Source organism: Thauera phenolivorans, from assembly GCF_001696715.1.
GTDB classification, from domain to species: Bacteria; Pseudomonadota; Gammaproteobacteria; order Burkholderiales; family Rhodocyclaceae; genus Thauera; species Thauera phenolivorans.
In genome coordinates this window covers 380524-405283 of sequence record NZ_MBFM01000001.1, presented here as the reverse complement: position 1 = coordinate 405283, position 24760 = coordinate 380524, and the positions used below count along the sequence as shown (strand labels likewise).

Annotated in this window: 23 protein-coding genes and 1 pseudogene; 7 read left to right on the top strand and 17 right to left on the bottom strand. The window is 69.3% G+C overall.

The window, feature by feature from the left end:
* Nucleotides 1-138: 138 nt before the first annotated feature.
* The 10 genes from hemF to BB334_RS01860 all read right to left on the bottom strand — a co-directional run bounded on the left by hemF (nucleotide 139) and on the right by BB334_RS01860 (nucleotide 10133).
* The gene (hemF, locus tag BB334_RS01905) at nucleotides 139-1047 is read right to left on the bottom strand and encodes an oxygen-dependent coproporphyrinogen oxidase (RefSeq protein WP_068803772.1); all 909 of its coding nucleotides are present in this window, start codon (nucleotides 1045-1047) and stop codon (nucleotides 139-141) included.
* 17 nt (nucleotides 1048-1064) lie between these two features.
* Nucleotides 1065-1397: a YegP family protein gene (locus tag BB334_RS01900; protein WP_068803770.1), complete on the bottom strand. Its 333-nt coding sequence runs from the start codon at nucleotides 1395-1397 to the stop codon at nucleotides 1065-1067.
* Between the two features lie 111 nt (nucleotides 1398-1508).
* Complete coding sequence (gene purD / locus BB334_RS01895; RefSeq protein ID WP_068803768.1) at nucleotides 1509-2798, bottom strand: phosphoribosylamine--glycine ligase; 1290 nt, start codon at nucleotides 2796-2798, stop codon at nucleotides 1509-1511.
* A 58-nt stretch (nucleotides 2799-2856) separates the two neighbouring features.
* Nucleotides 2857-4446, bottom strand: a complete 1590-nt coding sequence (gene purH / locus BB334_RS01890) for a bifunctional phosphoribosylaminoimidazolecarboxamide formyltransferase/IMP cyclohydrolase (protein ID WP_068803766.1) — start codon at nucleotides 4444-4446, stop codon at nucleotides 2857-2859.
* 58 nt (nucleotides 4447-4504) lie between these two features.
* On the bottom strand, nucleotides 4505-4744 hold the full coding sequence (locus tag BB334_RS01885) for a helix-turn-helix domain-containing protein (RefSeq protein WP_068803764.1): 240 nt from the start codon (nucleotides 4742-4744) through the stop codon (nucleotides 4505-4507).
* Nucleotides 4741-5763: a tRNA dihydrouridine synthase DusB gene (gene dusB / locus BB334_RS01880; RefSeq protein ID WP_068803762.1), complete on the bottom strand. Its 1023-nt coding sequence runs from the start codon at nucleotides 5761-5763 to the stop codon at nucleotides 4741-4743. The genes BB334_RS01885 and dusB overlap by 4 nt, the downstream gene beginning before the upstream one ends.
* A gap of 96 nt (nucleotides 5764-5859) precedes the next feature.
* Nucleotides 5860-7011 carry an FAD-dependent monooxygenase gene (locus tag BB334_RS01875; protein WP_068803760.1) on the bottom strand — a complete coding sequence of 384 codons (1152 nt, stop codon included), beginning with the start codon at nucleotides 7009-7011 and terminating at the stop codon, nucleotides 5860-5862.
* Nucleotides 7004-8350 carry an aminopeptidase P N-terminal domain-containing protein gene (locus BB334_RS01870; protein ID WP_068803758.1) on the bottom strand — a complete coding sequence of 449 codons (1347 nt, stop codon included), beginning with the start codon at nucleotides 8348-8350 and terminating at the stop codon, nucleotides 7004-7006. Before BB334_RS01870 ends, BB334_RS01875 begins: the two co-directional genes overlap by 8 nt.
* A 12-nt stretch (nucleotides 8351-8362) precedes the next feature.
* Nucleotides 8363-9085 carry an N-acetylmuramate alpha-1-phosphate uridylyltransferase MurU gene (gene murU, locus BB334_RS01865; RefSeq protein WP_068804407.1) on the bottom strand — a complete coding sequence of 241 codons (723 nt, stop codon included), beginning with the start codon at nucleotides 9083-9085 and terminating at the stop codon, nucleotides 8363-8365.
* Nucleotides 9086-9104: 19 nt separating this feature from the next.
* Nucleotides 9105-10133 carry an aminoglycoside phosphotransferase family protein gene (locus BB334_RS01860; RefSeq protein WP_068803756.1) on the bottom strand — a complete coding sequence of 343 codons (1029 nt, stop codon included), beginning with the start codon at nucleotides 10131-10133 and terminating at the stop codon, nucleotides 9105-9107.
* A gap of 119 nt (nucleotides 10134-10252) precedes the next feature.
* On the opposite strand from BB334_RS01860, the gene lptD reads away from it, so the two are divergent.
* Genes lptD through rsmA form a run of 4 tightly spaced genes read left to right on the top strand, consistent with a single transcriptional unit; the run spans nucleotide 10253 to nucleotide 15829 of the window.
* The gene (gene lptD, locus BB334_RS01855) at nucleotides 10253-12649 is read left to right on the top strand and encodes an LPS-assembly protein LptD (protein ID WP_068803754.1); all 2397 of its coding nucleotides are present in this window, start codon (nucleotides 10253-10255) and stop codon (nucleotides 12647-12649) included.
* Nucleotides 12650-12681: 32 nt separating this feature from the next.
* Nucleotides 12682-13998 carry a peptidylprolyl isomerase gene (locus tag BB334_RS01850; RefSeq protein WP_068803752.1) on the top strand — a complete coding sequence of 439 codons (1317 nt, stop codon included), beginning with the start codon at nucleotides 12682-12684 and terminating at the stop codon, nucleotides 13996-13998.
* 5 nt (nucleotides 13999-14003) lie between these two features.
* Nucleotides 14004-15017 (top strand): 4-hydroxythreonine-4-phosphate dehydrogenase PdxA, encoded by a 1014-nt coding sequence (gene pdxA, locus BB334_RS01845; protein WP_068804405.1) that lies wholly within the window; start codon nucleotides 14004-14006, stop codon nucleotides 15015-15017.
* An 11-nt stretch (nucleotides 15018-15028) separates the two neighbouring features.
* On the top strand, nucleotides 15029-15829 hold the full coding sequence (rsmA, locus tag BB334_RS01840; protein ID WP_068803750.1) for a 16S rRNA (adenine(1518)-N(6)/adenine(1519)-N(6))-dimethyltransferase RsmA: 801 nt from the start codon (nucleotides 15029-15031) through the stop codon (nucleotides 15827-15829).
* 72 nt (nucleotides 15830-15901) lie between these two features.
* On the opposite strand, the gene BB334_RS01835 is transcribed toward rsmA, so the two are convergent.
* The 7 genes from BB334_RS01835 to BB334_RS01805 form a co-directional block, all read right to left on the bottom strand.
* Nucleotides 15902-16090, bottom strand: coding sequence for a YgaP family membrane protein (locus tag BB334_RS01835; protein WP_068803748.1), 189 nt, complete (start codon nucleotides 16088-16090; stop codon nucleotides 15902-15904).
* Between the two features lie 94 nt (nucleotides 16091-16184).
* Complete coding sequence (locus tag BB334_RS01830) at nucleotides 16185-16853, bottom strand: Crp/Fnr family transcriptional regulator (protein ID WP_068803746.1); 669 nt, start codon at nucleotides 16851-16853, stop codon at nucleotides 16185-16187.
* 7 nt (nucleotides 16854-16860) lie between these two features.
* Nucleotides 16861-17628, bottom strand: coding sequence for an exodeoxyribonuclease III (gene xth / locus BB334_RS01825; protein WP_068803744.1), 768 nt, complete (start codon nucleotides 17626-17628; stop codon nucleotides 16861-16863).
* Nucleotides 17629-17708: 80 nt separating this feature from the next.
* Nucleotides 17709-18185 (bottom strand): hypothetical protein, encoded by a 477-nt coding sequence (locus tag BB334_RS01820; protein ID WP_068803742.1) that lies wholly within the window; start codon nucleotides 18183-18185, stop codon nucleotides 17709-17711.
* Nucleotides 18186-18282: 97 nt separating this feature from the next.
* Nucleotides 18283-20391 carry a M3 family metallopeptidase gene (locus BB334_RS01815; protein ID WP_068803740.1) on the bottom strand — a complete coding sequence of 703 codons (2109 nt, stop codon included), beginning with the start codon at nucleotides 20389-20391 and terminating at the stop codon, nucleotides 18283-18285.
* Nucleotides 20392-20490: 99 nt separating this feature from the next.
* Nucleotides 20491-21765, bottom strand: coding sequence for an MFS transporter (locus BB334_RS01810; RefSeq protein ID WP_068803738.1), 1275 nt, complete (start codon nucleotides 21763-21765; stop codon nucleotides 20491-20493).
* A 96-nt stretch (nucleotides 21766-21861) separates the two neighbouring features.
* On the bottom strand, nucleotides 21862-22797 hold the full coding sequence (locus tag BB334_RS01805; protein ID WP_068803736.1) for a phosphoribosylaminoimidazolesuccinocarboxamide synthase: 936 nt from the start codon (nucleotides 22795-22797) through the stop codon (nucleotides 21862-21864).
* Nucleotides 22798-22950: 153 nt separating this feature from the next.
* Between BB334_RS01805 and BB334_RS01800 the strand changes: the two genes are divergently transcribed.
* From BB334_RS01800 to BB334_RS01790, 3 genes and pseudogenes are all read left to right on the top strand, one after another.
* Complete coding sequence (locus BB334_RS01800; RefSeq protein ID WP_068803734.1) at nucleotides 22951-23613, top strand: class I SAM-dependent DNA methyltransferase; 663 nt, start codon at nucleotides 22951-22953, stop codon at nucleotides 23611-23613.
* Between the two features lie 25 nt (nucleotides 23614-23638).
* Nucleotides 23639-24055: a VOC family protein gene (locus tag BB334_RS01795; protein ID WP_068803732.1), complete on the top strand. Its 417-nt coding sequence runs from the start codon at nucleotides 23639-23641 to the stop codon at nucleotides 24053-24055.
* A 99-nt stretch (nucleotides 24056-24154) separates the two neighbouring features.
* Nucleotides 24155-24692, top strand: a pseudogene (locus BB334_RS01790) (SAM-dependent methyltransferase).
* The last annotated feature ends 68 nt before the right edge of the window (nucleotides 24693-24760 follow it).

The following is a 24760-nucleotide window of genomic DNA, read 5'->3' as shown; positions in this document are numbered from 1 at the left end:
CGCGGAGATCGTCGCAGGCAGGCATTCGACCGCGCTGGTACCGGTCAGCACCGACTGACCGGCACGCGGCGTGCCGTCTCCGGGCGGCATGCCGCCCGGCCGCTCACTTTCTCTGCTCGCGGTGGCCGCGAGCCGTGCTCAGGCCCAGTCCTGAGGCTTGAGGTAGCGGTCGTAGAGCTCGGCTTCGGCGGAGCCCGGCTCGGGGTGCCAGTCGTAACGCCACTTCACCACCGGCGGCATCGACATCAGGATCGATTCGGTCCGTCCGCCCGACTGCAGGCCGAACAGGGTGCCGCGGTCGAAAACCAGATTGAACTCCACGTAGCGCCCGCGCCGATAGGCCTGGAAATCCCGTTCGCGTTCGCCGAAGACGTGGTCACGGCGGCGCGCAAGGATCGGCAGATAGGCGCCCAGGAAGGCCGCGCCTACGGAGCGGGTGAGACCGAAGGCCTGATCGAAGGGGAGGTGTCCGTCCGCGCCGAGATCGTCGAAAAACAGGCCCCCCACGCCGCGCGCTTCGTTGCGGTGCTTGAGGAAGAAGTAGCGGTCGCACCAGTCCTTGAGCCGGCGATACTCGGCTTCCCCGCCCCAGGGCAGGACCGCCGACCTGCAGCTGGCGTGGAAATGGCGGACGTCCTCCTCGAAGGGATAATACGGCGTCAGGTCCATGCCGCCACCGAACCACCAAACCGGGGGCTTGTCCTCGGCCTCGGCGACGAAGCAGCGCACGTTCATGTGCACCGTCGGGCAATAGGGATTGCGCGGGTGCAACACCAGCGACACCCCCATCGCCTCGAAGCGCCGGCCGGCGAGTTCGGGGCGGTGTGCGGTGGCGGACGCGGGCATCGCCCCGCCCATGACATGGGAGAAATTCACCCCGCCGCGCTCGAACACTCCGCCGTCCTCGACGACCCGGGTGATGCCGCCGCCACCGGCGGGGCGCGCCCAGGCGTCGGTGTGGAAGCGCTTGCCGTCCAGCGTCTCGAGCTCGGCGACGATGTCCGCCTGCAGCCCGAGCAGCCAGTTCCTGACGATCGCGGTGTCCATACGCTGCGGGGACCCGCTCAGCTCTTGTCGTCGACTTCGGCGCTGGCGGCGCCTGACTTCATCGCCGCGATCGCGGCGTCGCGCGCGGCGGCGTCGGCGAACATCGGGCTGGTGCCGATGATCTGACCGTTGCTGGCCTTCAGGTTGAAGTAGGGGCGGCCGTCAGAGGCTTCCTTGAGCTCGTAGCGCTTGTCATCGGCGGCGTTCTTGCGTACCGATTCGACGCCGTTGGCGCAGCTCGACTTGGCGTTGTAGCCCTCGCTGCGGACCAGCGTCTTGCCCTCCGCCGAGAGCAGCTTGAAGTGGAATTCGCCCTTCTCGGCCCTGGTGATTTCGAACTTGATCGACATCCATGCCTCCGTATCGGTTGTGGGTGGGAACGTGGAAGCGCCAGTATGGATGGCGCCCTCGGGAAAGTCAGCAGCGGCGGGGCTTTCCCTCCGCTCCCATGTCGTGGGGATTCACGCTTCGCGCGCGGCGGCGCGATGGCCGATGTCGCGGCGGTACTGCATGCCGTCGAAGCGAATCGTCTGGGCGAGCGCGTAGGCCTTCTTCTGCGCCGACTGCACGCTCTCGCCGAGCGCGGTCACGCACAGCACGCGGCCGCCGGCGGTGACGATCGCGGCGCCGGGTTCGGCGGTGCCGGCATGGAAGACGTGGCTGTCGGCGTCGGCGACGGCGGGCAGCCCCTCGATCGGATCGCCCTTGCGCGGGCTGTCCGGATAGCCCGCTGCGGCGAGCACCACACCGAGCGCGATGCGCGGATCCCACTCGGCGCTGGCCTGGTCGAGCCTGCCGGCGATCGCCGCCTCGACGAGGTCGGCGAGGTCGGTCTTCAGGCGCATCATGATCGGCTGGGTTTCGGGGTCACCCATGCGGCAGTTGAACTCGACCACTCGCGCCTTGCCGGCGGCGTCGATCATCAGGCCGGCGTAGAGGAAGCCGGAGTAGGGCAGGCCGTCGGCGGCCATGCCGGCGAGGGTGGGCTCGATGATCTCGCGCATGACGCGGGCGTGAACCTCGGGGGTGACCACGGGCGCAGGCGAGTAGGCACCCATGCCGCCGGTATTCGGACCCTGGTCGCCGTCCTTCAGGCGCTTGTGATCCTGGCTGGTGGCGAGCGCGAGCGCGTGCCTGCCGTCGGCCATGACGATGAAGCTGGCTTCCTCGCCCTCCATGAACTCCTCGATCACCACCTGCGCGCCGGCCTCGGTGTACTGCACGCCCATGCGGTTGTCGAGCAGCATCATGTCGATCGCGGCGTGCGCCTCGTCGGCCGTCATCGCGACCACCACACCCTTGCCAGCGGCGAGGCCGTCGGCCTTGATCACGATCGGTGCGCCCTCTGCGTCGATGTAGGCGTGGGCTTCGGCGGCGTCGGAGAAAGTGCGGTACTTCGCGGTCGGAATGTCGTGGCGAATGAGGAACTGCTTGGCGAAGTCCTTCGAGCTCTCGAGCTGGGCGGCGGCCCGGGTCGGGCCGAAGATCGGCTGACCCGCGGCGCGGAAGGCGTCGACCACGCCGGCGGCGAGTGGCGCCTCGGGCCCCACTACGGTGAACGCGATGCCTTCGCGGCGGGCGAACTCGACCAGCTCGGGGATCGCCGTGATCGGGAGATTTTCGAGCTTCGGCTCGCGGGCGGTGCCGGGGTTGCCGGGCGCGACCAGCACCCGCGTCACGCGCGCCGACTGCGCGAGCTTCCACGCCAGGGCGTGCTCGCGGCCGCCCGAACCAATGACCAGAACCTTCATGGACTGCTCCACAGACCCTGCCGGCAGCGTGCGCGAGGCCGCCGCCGGCGTCGGGCGATCAGTGACGGAAGTGACGGAAGCCGGTGAACACCATCGCGATGTCCTGCTCGTCGGCGGCGGCGATCACTTCGGCGTCGCGCATCGAACCGCCGGGCTGGATCACCGCGGTGGCGCCGGCCTGGGCGAGCACGTCGAGGCCGTCGCGGAAGGGGAAGAAGGCGTCCGAGGCGACCACGCAGCCGGCGATCTGGAGGCCGGCGTTGTCGGCCTTGATCTTCGCGATGCGGGCGGAGTCGACCCGGCTCATCTGGCCGGCACCGACGCCGACGGTCATGCCGTCCCTGCAATACACGATGGCGTTGGACTTGACGTACTTGGCCACGCGCCAGGCGAACAGCATGTCGCGCATCTCGGCTTCCGTCGGAGCACGCCGGGTCACGACCGTGAGGTCGGCGATCTGGATGCGGGCCTCGTCGGCGCTCTGCACCAGCAGGCCGCCGCCCACGCGCTTGTAGTCGAAGGCGCCTGCGGGCTGGCCGAGCGGGCAGGTGAGCACGCGCACGTTCTTCTTGCCGGCGAGCAGCTCGAGCGCGTCGGCCGTGTAGGACGGAGCGATCAACACCTCGAGGAACTGTGCCGACACGGCTTCGGCCGCCGCGCGGTCGACCTCGCCGTTGAAGGCGATGATGCCGCCGAAGGCCGAGGTCGGGTCGGTGGAGAAGGCCTTCTTGTAGGCCTCGAGCGGGCTGGCGGCGACCGCCACGCCGCAGGGGTTGGCGTGCTTGACGATGACGCAGGCGGGGGCCGAGCCGTCGAAGGCCTTGACGCACTCCCACGCCGCATCCGCGTCGGCGATGTTGTTGTAGGAGAGTTCCTTGCCCTGCAGCTGGGTGTAGCCGGCGATTCCGCCTTCGGCCGCGCCCGGCTGGCGGTAGAAGGCCGCGGTCTGGTGCGGGTTCTCCCCATAGCGCAGGTCCTGCACCTTGTCGAAGGCGAGCTGCAACCGTTCGGGGTAGCTCTGCAGCGAGACGTCGCCGGCGTCGTTGGTGACCAGCGCGGTGAGGTAGTTGGCGATCGCCGAGTCGTAGCGTGCGGTGTGGGTGAAGGCCTTCACCGCGAGCGCGAAGCGCGTCTTGTGGCCGAGCTTGCCGCCCTGCGCCTTGAGCTCGGCGACGATCGAGGCATAGTCGTCCGGGTCGGTGACGACGCCGACACCGCCCTTCTCGTCGCCGTGGTTCTTGGCTGCCGCGCGCACCATGGTCGGACCGCCGATGTCGATGTTTTCGATCGCATCTTCCAGCGTGCAATCGGGCTTGGCCACGGTCTGCTGGAAGGGATAGAGGTTGACCACGACGAGGTCGATGCGGCCGATGTCGTGCGCGGCGATCGTGTCCATGTGCTCGGGCAGGTCACGGCGGGCGAGGATGCCGCCGTGCACCTTCGGGTGCAGGGTCTTGACGCGGCCGTCGAGCATCTCTGGGAAGCCGGTGTGTTCGGAGACGTCGGTGACCGCGAGACCGGCCTCGCGCAGCAGGCTGGCGGTGCCGCCGGTCGACAGCAGCTTGATGCCGAGCTCGGACAGTTCGCGCGCGAAGTCGAGCACGCCACGTTTGTCGGAGACGCTGATAAGGGCTTGGGTGACGTTCATCGTGAGTCCGGAGGGAGTGACGGATTGGGAGAGTCTGCGTGGCGCGTGGCCGGGGTGCTCAGAGCAGGTCGTAGTCGGTGAGCTTGCGCCGCAGGGTGTTGCGGTTGATGCCGAGCATGTCGGCCGCGGCGGTCTGGTTGCCCTTGGCCTGCTGCAGCACGAACTGCAGCATCGGGCGCTCCACGTTGCGGATCACCATGTCGTAGATCGCGGCCGGCTTGGCGCCATCGAGGTCGCGGAAGTACTGCTCGAGGGTGCGATGAACCGAGTCGGCGATGTCGTTGCTGGGACTGCTCATGCTGCAAGCTCCTGGGGCATTTCCGCTTCGTAGCGCAGACGGTCGTCGGCTTCGGCGAGCTGGCCGAAGAAGACATGCACCGCCTCGAGCTGGCCGGGGATGTCGGGGATCTGGTTCATCGCGTGGCGGAAGGCGGCCGAACCGACCAGACCCCTGGTGTACCAGGAGATGTGCTTGCGCGCGATCTTCACCCCACGCTCGTCGCCGTAGAAGTCGTAGAGGTCGGCGAGGTGTTCGCGACACACCTGGTGGATCTCGCTGACCATCGGTGGCGGCAGCATCTCGCCGGTGGCGAGAAAGTGCTCGATCTCGCGGAAGATCCAGGGACGCCCCTGGGCGGCACGGCCGATCATGACGCCGTCGGCGCCGGTATATTCGAGCACCTGCCTGGCCTTCTGCGGGCTGCCGATGTCGCCGTTGGCGATCACCGGGATGCGCACCCGCGTCTTGACGTCGGCGATCGTGTCGTACTCGGCATCGCCCATGTACTGGTCGGCGCGGGTCCGCCCGTGGATCGCGATCACGCGGATGCCGGACTCCTCGGCGATGTGCGCGATGCTCGGCGCGTTCCTGTTGGCGCGGTTCCAGCCGGTGCGGAACTTCAGCGTCACCGGGGTATCGGGCACCGCCTTCACCACCGCCTCGAGGATGCGGGCGACCAGTGGCTCGTCCTGCATCAGCGCCGAACCGGCCATGACGTTGCACACCTTCTTCGCCGGACAGCCCATGTTGATGTCGATGATCTGGGCACCGCGGTCGGCGTTGTGGCGCGCGGCCTCGGCCATCATGGCCGGGTCCGCACCGGCGATCTGCACCGCGATCGGCTCGGCCTCGCCGTCGTGGTTGGCGCGGCGGCGCGTCTTCTCGCTGCCGTACAGCAGCGAGTTCGAGGTCACCATCTCCGACACCGCGAGACCGGCGCCCATCTTCTTGCACAGCTGGCGGAAGGGACGATCGGTCACGCCGGCCATCGGGGCGACGATGAGGTTGTTGCGCAGGGTGAAACCGGCGTACTCCATGGGCGTGGTGGCGGCTCTGGAAAAACGCGCATTTTACCCCATGCGGCGGCCGACGGCTGCGCGCCCCTCTCCTTCGTTACAGGGCGCGCGTCTCCCTCACGGCCAGGCGCGGGCGCCGAACATCATGCGTCTGGCGACGAAATTGCGAAGCGGGGGGATCAGGTCGAGGGCGAAGAGGCCGGCGCCGCGGCCGTGGCGCATGGGAAGGAAGTCGGTGCTGAAGATGCGCACCAGCGCGTCGGTGAAGCGGATCGTGCCGAAGCGGTCGAGGTCGCGGGCGCGCGCGTAGGCCGACAGGGTGACGGGATCGCCCGGGTCGCCGCCATGCTCGCGAAGGGTGCGGGCGAGCGCCCACACGTCGCGCAGCGCGAGGTTGAAGCCCTGGCCGGCGACCGGGTGCAAGGTCTGGGCGGCGTTGCCGAGCCAGACGCAGCGCTTGCCCACCGGCTGGCGTCGGTAGCGCAGCCGGAGCGGGTAGCGCAGCCGCGCGCTGACGCCGGTGAGGCGTACGCGGCTGCCGATATGGCCCTGCAGGACGGCCAGATAGGCCGCGTCGTCGAGCGCGAGCAGTTCGTCCGCGCGCGCGGGCGGGGCGACATGAACCAGGGCGTAGTCCTTGCCGCAGGGCAGCAGAGCCACCGGTCCGTCGACCGTGAAGCGCTCGAAGGCGAGCCCGTGGTGTCCTCCGGCGACGCCGACGGTGCCGATCAGCGCATGCTGGTGGTAGTCGTGGGTGACGGTATCGGCGTCGTCGGCGCGCATGCCGCCTTCGGCGCAGGCGACGAGGCGGGCGCTCAGCGTCGACGCCGGCGCGCCGGTGCCGCCGAGGCGGGCGGTCACTGCAGCTTCGGCGGGCGCGAGTTCGAGGACTTCGGTCTGGTCGAACACCGGGATGCCCGCGGCTGCGACCTCGCGGCGCAGCGCCGCGGCCAGCGCACCGGCCGGCACGACGTAGCCGAGGGCGGGGAGTTGGTGCTCGGAGGCGCGCAGCAGTGTGCGGCCGAAACCGCCCGCGTGCGAGATGTGCACCGACTCGATCGGGGTCACCGGCAGGCCGCGCCAGGCGCCGAGCCGCTCCAGGGTGAGGCGGCTGCCGTGGGCGAGCGCCAGCGTGCGCGCGTCGCCGGCGACTGCGGCGGCACTGCGGGCGTCGGCGAGCGCGACGTCGAGGCCGCTGTCCTTGAGGGCGAGCGCGAGCGCGAGGCCGACCGGGCCGGCGCCGACGATCAGCAGGTCGCGCTCAGCCATGGCCCGCCTCCCGCATCAGCGCCTCGATGTCGGCGACCGATTTGGGCGCGTCCTCGGTGATGAACTCGCAGCCGGCCGCGGTGACCACCGCGTCGTCCTCGATGCGGATGCCGATGTTCCAGAAGGCCTCGGGCACGCCCTCGCCTGGGCGCACGTAGCAACCGGGCTCGACGGTCAGCACCATGCCCTCCTCGAGCGCTCGCCACGCGCCGCCCACCTTGTATTCGCCGGCGTCGTGCACGTCCATGCCGAGCCAATGCCCGGTGCGGTGCATGTAGAAGCGGCGGTAGTCGCCGCGCTCGAGCACGCCGTCGAGGCTGCCCTCGAGCAGGCCGAGGTCGAGCAGGCCCTGGGCGAGCACCTCCACCGCGGCCTCGTGCGGCTGGTTCCAGTGCGCGCCCGGGCGGATCTCGGCGCGCGCCGCGTGCTGGGCGGCGAGCACGAGCTCATAGAGTTCGCGTTGCGGGCCGCTGAAACGCCCGTTCACCGGGAAGGTGCGGGTGATGTCGGAGGCGTAGCCGTCGAGTTCGCAGCCGGCGTCGATCAGCAGCAGCTCGCCGTCGATCATGCGCCGGTCGTTCTCCACGTAATGCAGCACGCAGGCGTTGGCGCCGCTGGCGACGATCGAGGTGTAGGCGGGGAACTGGCTGCCGGCGGCGCGGAAGGCGTGCAGCAGCTCGGCCTCGATCTCGTACTCGAAGCGGCCCGGACGGGTGGCGAGCATCGCCCGCCGATGGGCCTCGGCGGAGATCTTCGCCGCGCGGCGCATGATCGCCAGCTCGGTGTCGTCCTTGAACAGCCGCATCTCGTCGAGGTCGGCGCGCACATCGCGCACCGAGTGCGGTGGGATGATGCCTGTGCGCGCCTTGTCGCGCACCGCATTGAGCGCGGCGATGACGCGGGTGTCCCACTCGTTGTCATAGCCGAGGCCGCACCACAGCACCGGCTGGTTGGCGAGGAAGTCGGGCAGGCGGCGCTCGAGGTCGCCGATCGTCCACGCCTCGTCGAAGCCGAATCGCTCACGCGCCGCCTCCGGGCCGTGCCGGTAGCCGTTCCAGATCTCCTGCTCCTCGTCGCGCTGGCGGCAGAACAGAATCTGGCTGGGCTGCTCGCCGGCGACCAGGACCACCACCGCCTCGGGTTCGGTGAAGCCGCTGAGGTAGTAGAAATAGCTGTCGTGGCGGTAGGGGTAGTGGGCATCGCGGTTGCGCGGACGCTCGGGGGCGGTGGCGAGGATGGCGACACCGCCGCCGGCTGCGGCCATGCGTTCCAGCAGGCGCTCGCGGCGGGCACGGAAGGGGGTGATGTCGAGCGGGCGGGATTCGGTCGGTGCGTTCATGGGGCGATTATGTCATGCGGGGTCGACAGGGCTGTCGACCACCGTTTGCGGCCGGGGTGCCGCGGCGGCACGCAGGCGGGCGTCGAGTTCGGCGAGGCGCTGTGGTGTGCCGACATCGACCCAGCAGCCGTCGTGGCGCGCGCCGGCGACCCGCCCGGCGGCCATCGCCGCGCGCAGCAGCGGGCCGAGGGCGGCGCGTTCGCCCGCGGCGAGGCCGGCGAACAGGGCCGGCCGGTAGGCGCCGAGCCCGGCGAAGGTCAGCCGCGGCTCGCCTTCGGCATGGACCCTGCCATTCACCAGGCCGAAGTCGCCCGTCGGGTGGTGGTCGGGATTGGGCACCAGCAGCAGGTGGGCGAGGTCCTCGCCGGCGGCCAGGGCCTCGGCCGCGGCGCGCAGCGCGCCGAAGTCGGCATCGCAGAAGACGTCGCCATTGACGACGACGAAGGGGGCGTCGCCGAGCAGTGGCAGCGCCTGGCGGATGCCGCCGGCGGTCTCGAGCGCGACCGCCTCCGCCGACCACGCGATGCGCACGCCGAAGGCGCTGCCGTCGCCGAGCGCGGTCTCGAGCAGATGGCCGAGGTGGGCGTGGTTGATCACCAGCTCGCGGAAGCCCGCGTCGCGCAGGCGCTCGATGTGCCACACGATCAGCGGCTTGCCACCGGCCTCGAGCAGCGGCTTGGGGCGATGGTCGGTCAGTGGGCGCATGCGTTCGCCGCGGCCGGCGGCGAGGATCATCGCTTTCATCGGCGGGCGCTCAGAAGGTGTAGCCGACGCTGACCTGCTCCGGCTCGATGCGCTCGAGCAGCCGGGTCAGCGGTCCCAGCTCGCGCCAGCGCTTGCAGGCGCGGCGCAGGTAGTCCATCACCAGCGGCATGTCGGCCAGATAGCCGTCCTTGCCGTCGCGATGATGGAGACGGGCGAAGATGCCGAGCACCTTGAGGTGGCGCTGCACGCCCATCCACTCGAAGTCGCGGTGGAAGTCGGGGAACTCGGCGCGCACCGGCAGGCCGAGCTTCTTCGCGGCCTCCCAGTAGCGGATCAGCAGGTCGAGGACGAACTCCTCGTCCCAGCGGATGTAGGCGTCCTTGAAGAGCGACACCAGGTCGTAGCTGATCGGCCCGTACACCGCGTCCTGGAAATCGATCACGCCGGGGTTGAGGCCGGCCTCGTCGGCGGGCTCGAGCAGCATCAGATTGCGCGAATGGAAGTCGCGATGCACGAACACCCTGGGCTCGGCCAGGTTCACCGCGAGGATGCGCTCGAAGGCGTCGTGCAGGCTGGCGGTCTCCTTGTCGTCGAGCACGATGCCCTTGTGGCGGGCCACGTACCACTCCGGAAACAGCATGAGCTCGCGCAACAGCAGCGCGCGGTCGTAGTCGGGCAACACGCCGGGCCGGCTCGCGGCCTGGATCGCCGCCAGCATGCCGAGCGCGTCGGCGTAGAGCCCGGCGGCGCGGTAAGGGTCGTCCTGCGCGCGCAGCGCGGACAGATAGGTGGTGCTGCCGAGGTCGGAGAGCAGCAGGAAGCCCTGCTCGAGGTCCTGTGCGAGTACGTCGGGGACGTGGGCGCCGGCCTTGCGGAAGAGGTCGGCGACATGCAGCCAGGGGCGGCAGTCCTCGTTGGCCGGTGGGGCGTCCATGACGATCAGCGAGGGTGAGCCGTCGTCGAAGACGAGGCGGAAGTAGCGGCGGAAGCTGGCGTCGGCCGAGGCCGGGGTGAGCTGGAAGCGGCGCCCGGGCAGGGTTTCGGCGAGCCAGGCGTCGAGCTGGGCAAGGCGGGGCAAGGAGTTCTCCGCAGACGTTCGTGTAGAATCCGGGAGTTTATCAATACGGTCGTTCCGGTGGGCGGCCAGCCACTGCCGCGACGGGGAATGCTGTGCCAGACAAGGCTTTGAAAACTCGGATGCGCGTCCTGCCATGGCTGCTGTGCTGGATCTCCGGCTCGGCCTTCGGCGCCGGGCTGGCGCCGCTGGTCGTGTCGCCGGATCTGGTGCGCGACGCGCCGGCGCGCCCAGCCGTTCCCTCGCCTGCCGTCTCCACGCCCGCCCCGCAGCCGGTGGGGGCGAGTCCGGCCCCGGCGGCGAGTCCGGTCGCCGAGACGGTGGTCGAGGCGCCGCCCGCGGCCGAGGCCGTGTCGGAGCCGGCAGCGCCGCTGGCGCTCGGCGCAACCGACGTCCGTGCCGAGCGCATCAGCGGCACGCGCGGCATCGGCCTGTTCGCCGAAGGCGAGGCCGACGTGCGGCGCGACGACCTCCGCCTGCAGGCCGACCGTGTCAGCTACGACGAACTGACCGACGAGGCGGTGGCCGAGGGCAATGTGCGGCTGCAGAAGGGCGGGGACCGGATCACCGGTCCGCGGCTCAATCTCTTCGTCGGCGACCAGGTCGGCACCTTCGAGTCGCCGCGGTACTCGATCAACCGCCCGAAGGCGGAAGGCGGGGTGACCGCGGCGGGCAGCGGCGAGGCCGATGCCCTGCTGCTCGAAGGGGAGAACCAGTACCGGCTGAAGAACGGCACCTGGACCACATGCGAGCCGACCGATCCCGACTGGTACATCAAGGCGCGCGACCTGCAGCTCGACTACGATCGCGAGGTCGGCACTGCGCGCGGCGGCAGCATCGTGTTCATGGACACGCCGCTGTTCTGGATGCCCTGGATCGAGTTCCCGCTGCTGGCGCAGCGCCAGTCCGGCCTGCTGCCGCCGACCTTCGGCTCCTCCAACAAGACCGGCATCGACTTCGCACAGCCCTATTACTGGAACATCGCCCCCAACTACGACGCGACGATCACGCCGCGCTTCATGGGCCGGCGCGGCCTGCAGATCGGCGGCGAGTTCCGTTACCTCGGCGAGACCTACCAGGGCCAGGCGCGGGCGGAGTGGCTGCCCGAGGATCGCGTCACCGGCGAGGCGCGCAGCTTCGGCTCGCTGCAGCACCGGCAGCGGATCACGCCCAGGCTGAGCGGTGCGCTCGACTTCAACGCGGTGTCGGACGACGCCTATTTCGAGGACCTGTCCTCGCGCATCGCGATCGCCTCGCAGTCGCACCTGCTGCGCCAGGGGCAGCTGGTCTACAGCGGCGGCTGGTGGTCGGCCTCGGCGCTGATGCAGAGCTACCAGACCCTGAACCCCGACCCCGACGACTATGTGGCGCCGCCCTACCGCCGGCTGCCGCAGCTCAAGCTGAACGCGCTGCGGGCGGATCTGCCCTTCGGCGGCCTGTTCAAGCTCGACAGCGAGTACGTCAGCTTCAAGCACACGGAGAACAACCGGGTCGAGGGCGAGCGGATCACCGCCTACCCGCAGCTGTCGCTGCCGCTGCAGGGGACGGCCTACTTCCTGACCCCCAAGGTCGGCGTGCATCACACCAGCTACGACCTCGAGCGGCCGGTGGATTCGCCCAACCTGCGCAACTCGATCAGCCGCACGCTGCCGATCGCCTCGCTCGACGGCGGGCTGATCTTCGAGCGCGAGGCGCAGTTCTTCGGCGGCGACTACCTGCAGACGCTCGAGCCCCGGCTCTACTATCTGTATGTTCCGTATCGCCGGCAGGACGACATCCCGCTGTTCGACACCAGCCGGTTCGACTTCGGCTTTGCGCAGATCTTCGCCGAGAACCTCTATTCGGGCGGCGACCGCATCGCCGATGCCAACCAACTCACCGCAGCGGTCACCTCGCGCCTGATCGAGCCGGAGACCGGCGCCGAGCGCATGCGGGTGATCGTCGGTCAGCGCTATTATTTCCGGGACCAGGAAGTCACCGCCGGCGAGACCGCGCGTACCGACTCGCGCGCCGACCTGCTCGGCGGCTTCAGCGGCCGGATCTCGCGCCACACCAGCCTGGAAGCGCTGGCCCAGTACGACGCCGACGAAGGACAGACCCAGCGCTACAACGCGACCCTGCGCTATCAGCCCGACTATGCCAAGACGCTCAACCTGAGTTACCGCTACTCCCGCCCCGGCTATGTCGGCAGCGGCCTGCGCGACATCGACGTCTCCGGCCAGTGGCCGCTCGGCGGGCGCTGGTACGGGGTCGGCCGCGTGACCCGATCGGTGCTCGAGGACCGCACCACCGAGGCGCTCGCCGGTCTCGAGTACGACGGCGGCTGCTGGGTGTTCCGCGTCGCGATGCACCGTTTCGCGGTCGAGAGGGACGACGTCACCAAAGCGGTGTATGTCCAGCTCGAGCTGAACGACCTCGCCGGGATCGGCTCCAACCCGCTCAACCTGATCCGGCGCAGTGTGCCGGGCTATGGCATGATCAATGCTTCCTCGGCAGACCGCGTCTTCGGCGCCGACTGAGCGTGCCGCCTCCGCAATTCAATCGAGTGACCATGAATCGTCTCCTTTCCCGTACCCGTCCTGCGCTCGCCGCCGGCCTGTGCTGCCTTGCGCTCGCCTTGCCGGCCGGCGCCGCGACCACCCCCATCGAGGTCGATCGGATCGTCGCAGTGGTCAATAGCGAGGTGATCACCGCGCTCGAGCTGCGCGCGCGGATCGACCAGGCCACCCGTCAGCTCCAGCGCCAGGGCGTCGAGCTGCCGCCGGCAGGCGTGCTCGAGCGCCAGCTGCTCGAGCAGCTCATCATCGAGCACGCCCAGCTCCAGCTCGCGCGCGACACTTCGCTGCGCATCGACGACGCCGCCCTGGATCGTGCGATCGCAAGCATCGCCCAGAACAACCGCATCGACACCGACGAGCTGCGTCGTCGGCTCGAGGCCGATGGCGTGAGCTGGGAGCAGTTCCGCAAGCAGATCCGCACCGAGATGCTGATCAGCCGGTTGCGCGAGCGCGAGGTCGACAGCCGCGTCGCGGTCACCGATGCGGAGATCGACAACTTCCTCAACAGCAATCCCGACGCGCTGTCGGGTGAAGAGTACCTGGTCGCCCACATCCTGCTGCGCGCGCCCGAGGGCGCGACGCCGCAGCAGATCGAGGCGCTGCGCGCCAAGGCCGAGGCGGTGATGACTCGCCTGCGCAGCGGGGAGGATTTCGCCCGCGTCGCCGCGGCGACCTCCGACGCGCCCGACGCGATCAACGGCGGCAGCCTCGGCTGGCGCCAGCGCGACCGCCTGCCGGCCCTGTTCGCCGAGGCGGCGCGCCAGCTCCAGCCGGGCGAGATCACCCCGCCCCTGCGCAGCGCCGCCGGCGTGCACATCCTCAAGCTGGTGGACAAGCGCGGCGGTGATGGCGTGGCATCCCAGCAGCTCGAACAGACGCGCGCGCGCCACATCCTGATCCGCACCTCCGAGGTGCTGTCGGACGCCGAGGCCGAGGCCCGCCTGCTCGGCCTGCGCGAACGGGTCGCCAACGGCGCAGACTTCGGCGAACTGGCGAAGGCCAATTCGGCCGACCTTTCCGCCGCCAAGGGTGGCGACCTCGGCTGGCTCAATCCGGGCGACACCGTGCCCGAGTTCGAGCGCGCGATGAACGCGCTGCAGCCGGGCGAGCTCAGCCCGCCGGTGCGCTCGCCGTTCGGCTGGCACCTGATCATGGTCGAGGAGCGCCGCCTGCAGGACGTCACCGACGAGCGCAAGCGCGCCGCCGCGCGCGCGGTGCTGCGCGAGCGCAAGGCCGACGAGGCCTACGAGGACTGGGTGCGCCAGCTGCGCGACAGCACCTACGTCGATTACCGGCTCGAGCGCGAGTGAGCGAAGTGACGCGTGCCGATGCGCGACCGCTGATCGCGGTCACCGCCGGCGAGCCGGCCGGCGTCGGCCCCGAGCTCTGCGCTCGCCTGATCGAGCGCGCATGGCCGGCGCGGCTGGTGGTGCTCGGCGACATCGAACTGATCCGCGCGCGCGCGGCGCGCTGCGGCATCGCGCTCGAGGTGCAGTCCTATCGTGCCGAGGCGCCCGCCACGCCCGGCGTGCTCGAGGTGCTGCACCTGCCGCTCGCCACCGCCTCGCGTGCCGGCCAGCCCGATCCCGCCAACGCCCGACACGTGCTCGGCCTGCTCGATCGTGCGATCGACGGCTGCACGAGCGGCGAGTTCGCCGCGATGGTGACCGCGCCGGTGCACAAGGGGGTGATCTGCGACGGCCTCGGCGGCGACGGCATGCCCTTCACCGGCCACACCGAATACCTCGCCGCACGCACCCGCACCCCGCGGGTGGTGATGATGCTGGTCGGGGGCGGCCTGCGCGTGGCGCTGGTCACCACCCATCTGCCGCTCGCCGCAGTGCCGGCGGCGATCACTCCGGCGGCGGTGGAGGAAACCCTGCGCATCCTGCACCGCGACCTGGTGCGCCGCTTCGGCCTCGTCGCGCCGCGCATCCTGGTCGCCGGCCTTAACCCGCACGCGGGCGAGGGTGGCCACATGGGGCGTGAGGAAATCGAGGTCATCATTCCGGTGCTGGAGCGGCTGCGGTGCGAGGGCATGCAGCTCCTCGGCCCGCTGCCGGCAGACACCCTGTTCGTGCCGCACACCCTGGCGCAGGGCGACGCGGTGCTGACGATGTACCACGACCAGGGACTGCCGGTGCTCAAGCACGCCAGCTTCGGCGGCGGGGTGAACGTCACCCTGGGCCTGCCGATCATCCGCACCTCGGTCGACCACGGCACCGCGCTCGATCTGGCCGGCAGCGGCCGCGCGGATGCGGGCAGCCTGTTCGCCGCGGTCGAGCTGGCGATCGCGATGGCGGACGCGGACGCCCGCGCCCGCCGCTGACGGAAGTCATCATGGACGACCATTCGACGCAGGGCCACCGCGCGCGCAAGCGCTTCGGCCAGAACTTCCTTTCCGATCCCAACATCATCCGCAAGATCGTCGACGCGATCCGCCCGCAGCCGGGCGAGAAGCTGGTCGAGATCGGCCCCGGCCTGGGGGCGATGACCGAACCGCTGATCGAGCGTGTCGGCCACCTGCACGTGGTCGAGATCGACCGCGACCTGATCGCCCGCCTGCACGAGCGCTACACGCCGGCGCAGGTCACGGTGCACGAGGGCGACGCGCTGAAGTTCGACTTCGGCAGCCTCGGCGCGCCGCTGCGCATCGTCGGCAACCTGCCTTACAACATCTCGACGCCGATCCTGTTCCATCTCGCGGAGTTCGCCTCTGCGGTGAAGGACATGACCTTCATGCTGCAGAAGGAGGTGGTGATGCGGATGGTGGCCGAGCCGGGCAGCGAGGAGTACGGCCGCCTGTCGGTGATGCTTCAGTACCGCTTCCGCATGGGTCGGCTGTTCGACGTGCCGCCCGGGGCCTTCCGCCCGGCGCCGAAGGTGATGTCGAGCATCGTGCGCATGGCGCCGCTGCCGGTCGAGCAGCTCGGGGCGCGGGACGAGGCGCTGCTCGGGCGCATCGTCACCGCCGCCTTCGGCCAGCGGCGCAAGACGCTGAAGAACACCTTGCGCGACTTCATGACCGACGCCGACTTCGCCGCCCTCGGCCTCGATCCGGGCCTGCGCGGCGAGAGGCTGTCGGTGGCGCAGTTCGTCGCCATCGCCAATCATTGCACGGCGCGCGACGCCGGCGGCTGAAGGCCGCCCTGGGGCAGGAAAAGGCAAGAAGCCGGGCAAGCCCGGCTTCTTGCCTGGTGCGTCAGTCGCGGCTCACTTCCTCAGCGGGCAGGTGTTCGCGCCGATCAGCTTGTAGGCCGGGCACCAGCCCATCAGGCCGGTAGCCAGCGGCAGAAGGCCGATCCAGGCCCACACCGGGCCGCCCGCCAGCGCCCAGACGATCAGCGCGATGCCGACCACGATGCGCAGGATCTTGTCGATGCCACCGACGTTCTTCGTCATGTCGTTCTCCTCGGAGGATGGGTAAGTACGCTGATTGAAACACAGCGATGTGACCGCGGTCTGTAACCGCGGTTACATAGCGGCACCGGCCGGCTCATGCGCGCGCCGTCCCCTCGGCGGCGATGCGGCGCAGGCCGGCGGGGTCGACGATCTCCACCTGTTCGCGCGCCAGCCGTACCATGCCTTGGTCGGCGAAGCCCTTCAGCAGGCGGCTGACGATCTCGCGCACGCTGCCGAGTTCGTCGGCGAGCTGCTGGTGGGTCACGTGCAATGTACGCCCCTTGCCGAGCAGCAGCGCGGCGAGGCGCTGGTCGAGCTTGCGGAAGGCCACCTCCTCGATCAGCTGCATCAGGTCGGAGATGCGATCGGCGAAGAGCCGGAAGACGAAGTCGCGGAAGGCGGGCTCGGCGAGCAGCGCCTCGAACACCGGCCGTGGCAGCAGCATCAGCACGGTGGGGGCCTCCGCGACGCCGCGCGCATTGTAGTCCTCGCGTCCGAGCAGGCAGGACGAGGAGATGACGCAGGTCTCGCCGGCGCCGACCCGATAAAGCGGCAGCTCGCGGCCGCTCGGCGCGCACTTGCTGACCCGGATCGAGCCCTCGACGACGAAGGGGAAGCCTTCGCAGGCCTGGCGCTCGTCGAACACCACCGCGCCGACCGGCACCTCGATCCAGTGCGCCGCGCGCAGCAATCGCTCGCGCGCGGCGGGAGCGAGCGCGGTGATGACCGGGTAGTGCTCGGCGAGGCGGGCGTCGTCGCGCATCCCCGCCTCAGGCCGCCAGTTCGAGCACGACCGGTGCGTGGTCGGAGGGGCGCTCGAGGCGGCGGGGATCCTTGTCTACGACGCAGGCGGTGCAGCTCTCGCCCAAGGCCGGTGACACCAGAATATGGTCGATGCGAAGGCCGAAGTTGCGGCGGAAGGCCATCCTTCGATAGTCCCACCACGAGAAGCTGCGCTCGGGCTGCTCGAACAGGCGGAAGGCGTCGATGAGGCCGAGCTCGAGCAGGGCGCGGAAGGCGGCGCGCTCGGGTTCGGAGACGTGGATCTCGTCCTCCCAGTCGGGGTGGGCGTCACGATCCTCGGGGGCGATGTTGAAATCGCCGGTCAGCACCAGGCGCTCGTGGCCCTTCAGCTCCTCGCGCAACCAGTCGGTGAGCGCGGCAAGCCAGCGCAGCTTGTACTCGAACTTGTCCGAGCCCACCGCCTGGCCGTTGGGGAAGTAGCCGCAGATGACCCGCACGCCCTGCACGGTGGCGGCGATGATGCGCTTCTGTTCGTCCTCGAAACCGGGAATGCCGCGCACGACGTCTGCGTCGTCGAGCGGGTGCGGGCTCAGGATGGCGACGCCGTTGTAGGTCTTCTGGCCGTCGAACACCGCGTGATAGCCCGCCGCCTCGAGTTCGGCGAGCGGGAAGGCCTTGTCCTCGAGCTTGAGTTCCTGCAGGCAGAGCGCGTCGGGCCGATGGGCTGCGAGCCAGTCGAGCACGTGGGGCAGCCGGACCTTGAGGGAGTTGACGTTCCAGGTGGCGATCTTCATCTGTCGTATCGGCAATTGACGCAAGACCCGCCATTGTAAGCCGCCGACGCTCGCCGCGCCTGCGGGCCCGGGGCAGCGCGCTATTCGGCGAGCGGCTGCCAGCCGGGGTGGTCGAACTGGCGGCCGTAGCGATTGACGTCCTGCACCACCTTGACCACCGCGAGGCGGCGGATCTCGGGGCGCGGCGAAATCTGCATCAGCTCGGTGCCGTCGATGATGTCGCTGAACAGCACCTGCAGCGGCTTGCGTGCCTTGTCCGGGAGTGTCGTCTCCTTCAGGATGCGGCCAACGCGGCCGGCGACGAGCTTGCCCAGTTCCGCCTGGGCGGCCGCGTCGAGCGCGTCGGCCGAGCGCGCGCCGTCGGCGCCGAGCTTCGCGTCGAGCGCGGCGCGGATCTCCTCCATGCCTTCGCGCACCACCGCATCGGTGGGTCGGGACTGGGCGGCAGCGGTCGGGGTGGCCTGCGGCGCAGGTGCGGCGGTTTCGGCGAGTACGACGGCCGGGGCGGCGAAGACGAGCGCCGCCGCGAGGGCCGGGGCCAGCTTTTCGATGCGCATTCGGGTTCTCCTGGCGAAGGTTCTGCCGCGGATTCTAGCCGCCCGGTGCGTCGGCGGCCTTGATCCGCGGCAGGATGCACGCGCCCGGAGTGTCGGCTCAGGCCGCCTGCTCGCCGCTCACCATGCCGCTGTGGCGCAGCAGCGCATCGACCTTGGGCTCGCGGCCGCGGAAGGCCTTGAACGAGTCGAGCGCCGGGCGGCTGCCGCCCACGGCGAGGATCTCGCGCCAGAAGCGCTCGCCGGTCTCGGCGTCGAGGAGGCTGCCGCGGCCGGCACCGGCTTCCTCGAAGGCTTCGAAGGCGTCGGCCGACAGCACCTCGGCCCATTTGTAGCTGTAATAGCCCGCCGCGTAGCCGCCGGCGAAGATGTGCGAGAAGCTGTGCGGGAAGCGGTGCCAGGCGGGCGGGCTCATCACCGCCACTTCCTTGCGCACCTCGTCGAGCAGGGCCATCACACGCTCGATCGGCACCGGCCCTGAGGAGGCATCGACTTCGCTGTGCAGGCGCAGGTCGAACATCGAGAACTCGAGCTGACGCACCGTCTGCATGCCGCTCTGGAAGTTCCGGGCGGCGATCATCTTGTCGAAGAGCGCGCGCGGCAGCGGCTCGCCGGTGTCGACGTGCGCGGTCATGCCCTGCAGCACGTCCCACTCCCAGCAGAAGTTCTCCATGAACTGGCTGGGCAGCTCGACCGCGTCCCACTCCACGCCGTGAATGCCCGACACCGCGAGCTCGTCCACCTGGGTGAGCAGGTGGTGCAGGCCGTGGCCGCACTCGTGGAACAGGGTGAGCACGTCGTCGTGGGTGAAGGTGGCCGGCCGCTTTTTCGCACCCTCGCCGATCGGGCCGGGGAAGTTGCATACGAGGTAGGCCACCGGGGTGTCGCTGCCCCATGTATTGCGATGGCGGCTGCGGGCCGAATCCATCCACGCGCCGCCGCGCTTGGTGCTGCGCGCGTGCAGGTCGAGGTAGAAGTGGCCGACGAGTTCCCCTTCCTTCTCGATGCGGAAGAAGCGCACGTCCGGGTCCCAGCTCGGCGCCTCGTCGGGCAGGATGTCGACCCGGTAGAGCGCGCGGATTACGCCGAACAGGCCGTCGAGCACCCGGGGCTCGGGGAAGTACTGCTTCACCTCCTGATCGGAGTAGGCGTAGCGCGCCTTGCGAAGCTTCTCGGAAGCGTAGGCGAGATCCCAGGGCTCGAGCGTGTCGAGGCCGAGCTCGGCCCTGGCGAAGGCCTTGAGTTCCTCGAGATCCTTCTCGGCGAAGGGCCTGGCCTTGGCGGCGAGGTCGTGCAGGAAGCCGAGCACCTGTTCGGGCGTGTCGGCCATCTTCGGCACCAGCGACACCTCGGCGAAGTTGCGGTAACCGAGCATGCGCGCCTCTTCGTCGCGCAGCGCCAGGATTCGGCCGATCAGCGGGCCGTTGTCGAGCTCGGGCTTGCCGAGCTCCGAGGCTCGGGTGGCGTAGGCGCGGTACATGCGCGCGCGCAGCTCGCGGTCGTCGGCGTACTGCATCACCGGCAGATAGGACGGCATCTGCAGGCTGAACTTCCAGCCTTCCTTGCCCTCGTCTTCGGCGGCGGCGCGGGCCGCCTGGCGGGCGTCGTCCGGGATGCCGGCAAGCCCGGCCTCGTCGGTGATCCATTCGGCGTGGGCGTTGGTGGCGTCGAGCAGGTTCTCGGAGAACTTGGCGGCGAGCTGGGACTGCTCTTCCTGGATGGCCTGAAAACGGGGCTTCTGCTCATCCGGCAGTTCGGCGCCGGCGAGGCGGAAGTCGCGCAGCGCGTGTTCGAGGATGCGCTGGCGCACCGGCGACAGGCTGGCGAACTCGGTGCTGTCGTGCAGCGCCTTGTACTTCTCGAACAGCGCCAGGTTCTGGCCGACCTCGGCGTAGAAGCGCGAGATCTCCGGCAGCATCGCGTTGTAGGCCTCGCGCCACTCGGGCACGTCGAACACGCTGTGCAGGTGGCCGACCACGCCCCAGGCGCGGCCGAGGCGCTCGCCGGCCTCGTCCATCGGACCGACGAAGCCGTCCCAGGTGGGGGTGGCCGGGTCGGCGGTGAGGCGCTCGATCAGCGCGCGGTTCTCGTCGATCAGTTCGCGGACCGCCGGGGCGACGTGCTCGGGACGGATGTCGCCGAAGCGGGGCAGGCCGCCGAAGTCGAGCAAGGGATTGTCGGAAGAGGCGGGGGAGGCGGGTTTCTGCATGGTGGAGAAGACCTTTTGCGAGTTCCTGGATGCGGGGCATTGTGCCGCAAAAAAACGCGCGGGCGCCGCTATCGGCGCCCGCGCCCGAATCGATCGCGCTCAGGTCGTGGCGGGCCGCTCGGCCTGCCAGATGTTGCGGCAGCCGGTCTCGCGCAGGAAGAAGGTGGCGACCGCGCCGATGAAGGCCGCGCCGGCGAGCAGGGCGATGCCATGGCGGAAATTCTCGACCGAATACATGCGCACGCCCTCGACCAGGGTGCCGTCCCAGCCGGCGTCCATCGCCATGCCCACTGCAGGCTGCAGCAGCGCGCCGGCGAGGAAACCGCCCATGTTCGTGATGCTGGTACTCACGCCCGAAAGCTGGGGCGGATTGACTTCCTTCGCGCACGCCCAGGTCAGCGCGAAGCTCGCGGTCGCCAGACCCATCAGGCCGAACAGCACGTAGGAAAGCCCCACCGGCATGCGTACCGCCGACAGCCACACGATCCATAACGCGCAGTAGAGCAGGCTGCCGACGATCAGCACCGGCTTGCGCCGGCCGATGCGGTCGGACAGCGAGCCGATCGCGAAGCAGCCGACGGCGAAGCCCGCGAAGTAGAGCGACAGGTGGCTCGCCGCGGTGACGCGATCGAGCTGGTGCACTTGCGTCAGATAGGGCGTGGCCCACAGGCCGGCGAAGGCGAAGAAGCTGCCAGCGAGGCCGAAATTGACCCACACCGCGGGCCAGGTGGCGCGGTTGGCGAGCACGCCCGCGAGGCCGCGCCGGATCGCCGCCCAGCTGAAGTGGGGTCTGGACGCGCCTTCCTCGCGTTGCTCGCGCACGAAGATCCAGCAGGCGATGCCGAGCGCCACCGACAGCACCGCCGCACCGATGAACACGCCGCGCCAGGACACCACCTGGGCCACCGCCGCCAGCGGGGTACCGGCGAGTACCGAGCCGAGGTTGCCGAGCAGCATCGACAGGCCGACCAGGGTGGCGAAGCGGCGCTCGTCGTACCACACGGCGATCAGCTTGAGCATCGCGATGAACACCACCGATACGCCGAGGCCGACCAGGGTGCGGCCGATGAGCGCGGCGTCGAGGTCGGGGGCAAGCGCGAACAGCGCGCTGCCGGCGCCGGCCATCAGCCCGCCTAGCAGCAGGATGCGGCGCGGCCCGAGGGTGTCGACCAGGATGCCGGTCGGCACCTGCATGATCGTGTAGACGTAGAAATAGGTGGCGGCCAGCACGCCGAGCGAGGCTGCGCTCGTATGGAAAGCGGCGGCGAGATCCTGCGCGATGCCCGCGGGGGCGAAGCGGTGGAAGAAGGACAGCACGTAGGCGGCGATGACGACAGCCATCGCCAGGGTGCGGCCGGATGCGGGGGGTTTCATTGTTCTTGTCTCCTGAGGCGCACCGTCGGACGTGGTTCGGGCCGGCCGCGCCGACACCGCTGGCTGCGGCGTGGGGCGGCCGGCCCGAGAGGAGGCTTAGGCCAGTTCGTGACCGGTCAGGCGCTCGTAGGCCTCGCGGTACTTCGCCGCGGTGTGCTCGATGACCTCGGCGGGCAGTTTCGGTGCCGGCGGCGCCTTGTTCCAGTCGAGCGTCTCGAGATAGTCGCGCACGTACTGCTTGTCGAAGGACGGCGGGCTGATGCCCTCGCGGTAGCCGTCGGCGGGCCAGAAGCGGGAGGAGTCCGGTGTCAGCGCCTCGTCGATCAGGTGCAGCGTGCCGGCGGCGTCGATGCCGAACTCGAACTTGGTGTCGGCGATGATGATGCCGCGCCCGGCGGCATAGTCGGCGGCCTCGGAATACAGCGCGATCGCCGCGGCGCGCGCCTCCTCGGCGAGCTGGGCGCCGGTCTTGCCGGTGCCGGCGAGCGCGTCCTTCATCAGCGCCTCGCAGCGCGCCTCGGCCTGCGCGAAGGAAATGTTCTCGTCGTGCTCGCCGATGTCGGCCTTCGAAGAGGGCGTGAAGATCGGCGCCGGCAGCTTCGCCGCCTGCGGCAGGCCGGCCGGTAGCGGAATGCCGCAGATCGCGCCGGTGGCCTGGTAGTCCTTCCAGCCCGAACCGATCACGTAGCCGCGCACCACCGCCTCGATCGGCAGCGGCTTCAGGCGCTTGACCACCAGCGCGCGCCCGCGCACCTGCTCGCGCTCGTCGGCGGCGACGACCGTTTCCGGATCGATGCCGGTGAGCTGGTTGGGGATGATATGGCCGAGGCGCTCGAACCAGAAGTTCGCCAGCGCCACCAGCACCTTGCCCTTGTCCGGGATCGGGTCGGGCAGGATCACGTCGAAGGCCGACAGGCGGTCGCTGGTGACGATCAGCAGCTTGTCGTCGTCTACCGCGTAGATGTCGCGCACCTTGCCGCGGCCGAGCAGCGGCAGGCTCTTGATGGAAGTTTCGAAAAGCGGAGTCGCCACGGTGGGCCCTCGGGTTGCTGGCAAAAGCGGGATTATAGGGGAGGGGCGCTCACTTTCGGGGTTGTGCGAGGCATGGGAAGGCGTGTCGATCGCCCTTGAACGCGCTCGCGGATCCGCGGGCTAAAGTGTGTTCGGCAAGAGAAGGAGAACGCGATGTCTTCAGGGGCCGATGAAATCATTCGCTTGTATGAGCGACATGCGGAAGCCTGGGATCGAAACCGCATGGCCGATCTCGTTCTCGAAAGAGCGTGGATGGAGCGTTTCGTCGCGCTGCTGCCCCCAGGCGGCACGGTGCTGGACCTGGGGTGCGGCTCGGGCCAACCCATGGCCCGCCATCTCCTGGAGCGTGGGTTCGCCGTTGTTGGCGTCGATTCTTCGCCAACCCTCATCGCCAAATGCCGGCGCCGTTTTCCGGATGCGGAATGGTTCGTGGCTGATATGCGGGCGCTGCTGATCGACCGAAAGTTTGACGGATTGATCGCGTGGGACAGCTTCTTCCACCTCTCGCACGAGGATCAGAAGGGCATGTTCGCCGTGTTCCGTGCGCATGCGTCATCTGGCGCGCCATTGCTGTTCACGACTGGTGCTGTGCACGGTGAGGCGATAGGCTCCTTCGAGGGCGAACCCCTGTACCACGCCAGTCTGGCTCCTGAAGAGTACGGGACGCTCCTTGCATCACATGGGTTCGAGATGCTGGATCATGCGGTCGAAGATCCAGGGTGCGGGGGGCACACGGTATGGCTCGCGCAGTACGAGCATTCCGGGTCGAACGATCCGCCGCACCTGACTGCGCCAAACGCGGCGCGTGGACGGTAGCGCGTCATGTCGGGAGGATCGGACCATGAAACCACGGATCAGCATGATCACGCTCGGCGTTGAGAATCTGCAACGCTCTATCAGGTTTTATGAGCAGGGGCTCGGCCTTCCCCGGATGGAGTCCCCTCCGGAGGTCGCCTTCTTCACGCTCCAGGGCACCTGGCTGGGCCTTTATGGCCGTGAAGCCCTCGCTCGAGATGCTGGCGTCTCAGGTCGGGCTGGCGGTTTTCCAGGGTTTAGTCTGGCGCACAATGTCGGCTCCGAAGGGGAGGTCGATGAAGTCATGGCTCAGGCCGCCCTCGCAGGTGCCAGGGTCACGAAGCCCGCGGAGAAGACATCGTGGGGCGGGTACGCCGGGTACTTCTCCGATCCGGACGGCTATTTATGGGAGGTGGCGCATAACCCAGCGTTCTGGGTCGGCCCTGCAGACGAAGATCCATGACGAGGTGTTCCAGTCCGTTCCGGGCGTGACGGCCCTTCATCTAGCCGAGACGTTGGGCGCTGACCGAAGCCATGCACACTCATAAGGAAATTTTCCTCAGTGGACATCCCGAGGATCTTCAGCATCACCGAGCGCGCGCACCGCATCCACAACCCGATCACACCCGAAAAGCTCGCCACGCTCGGGGCGGCGCTGCGCCTTGAATCGGGAACCCGGGTGCTCAACCTCGGCAGCGGTTCGGGCGAGATGCTTTGCACCTGGGCGCGCGATCAGGGCATCAATGGCATCGGCGTCGACACGAGCCAGCCGTTCACCGCGCAAGCGAAACGCCGTGCCGAAGAACTCGGCGTTGCCGATCAGGTCGAGTTCATCCACGGCGATGGCGCCGGCTACGCGGCTTCTCGCGTCGTTCGGCCGCCTTGGCTGCGACGTCGTTGAAATGGTTCTGGCTGACCCGGATGGCTGGGACAGATACGAGGCGGCCAAATGGCTGACCATGCGCCGATGGCTCGAAGCCAATCCCGACGACGAGTTGGCGCAAGAGGTTCGAGCCCGACTGACCGAGGAACCGGCGCGCTACGCCGCTTACACGCGTGAATATCCGGGCTGGGGCGTCTTCGCCCTGATGCCGCGGTGACGAGGGAATGACCGGGCGACTCAGAAAGTGGGGAAGATATAACCACGTCCGACCTGTTCGTCAGGCGT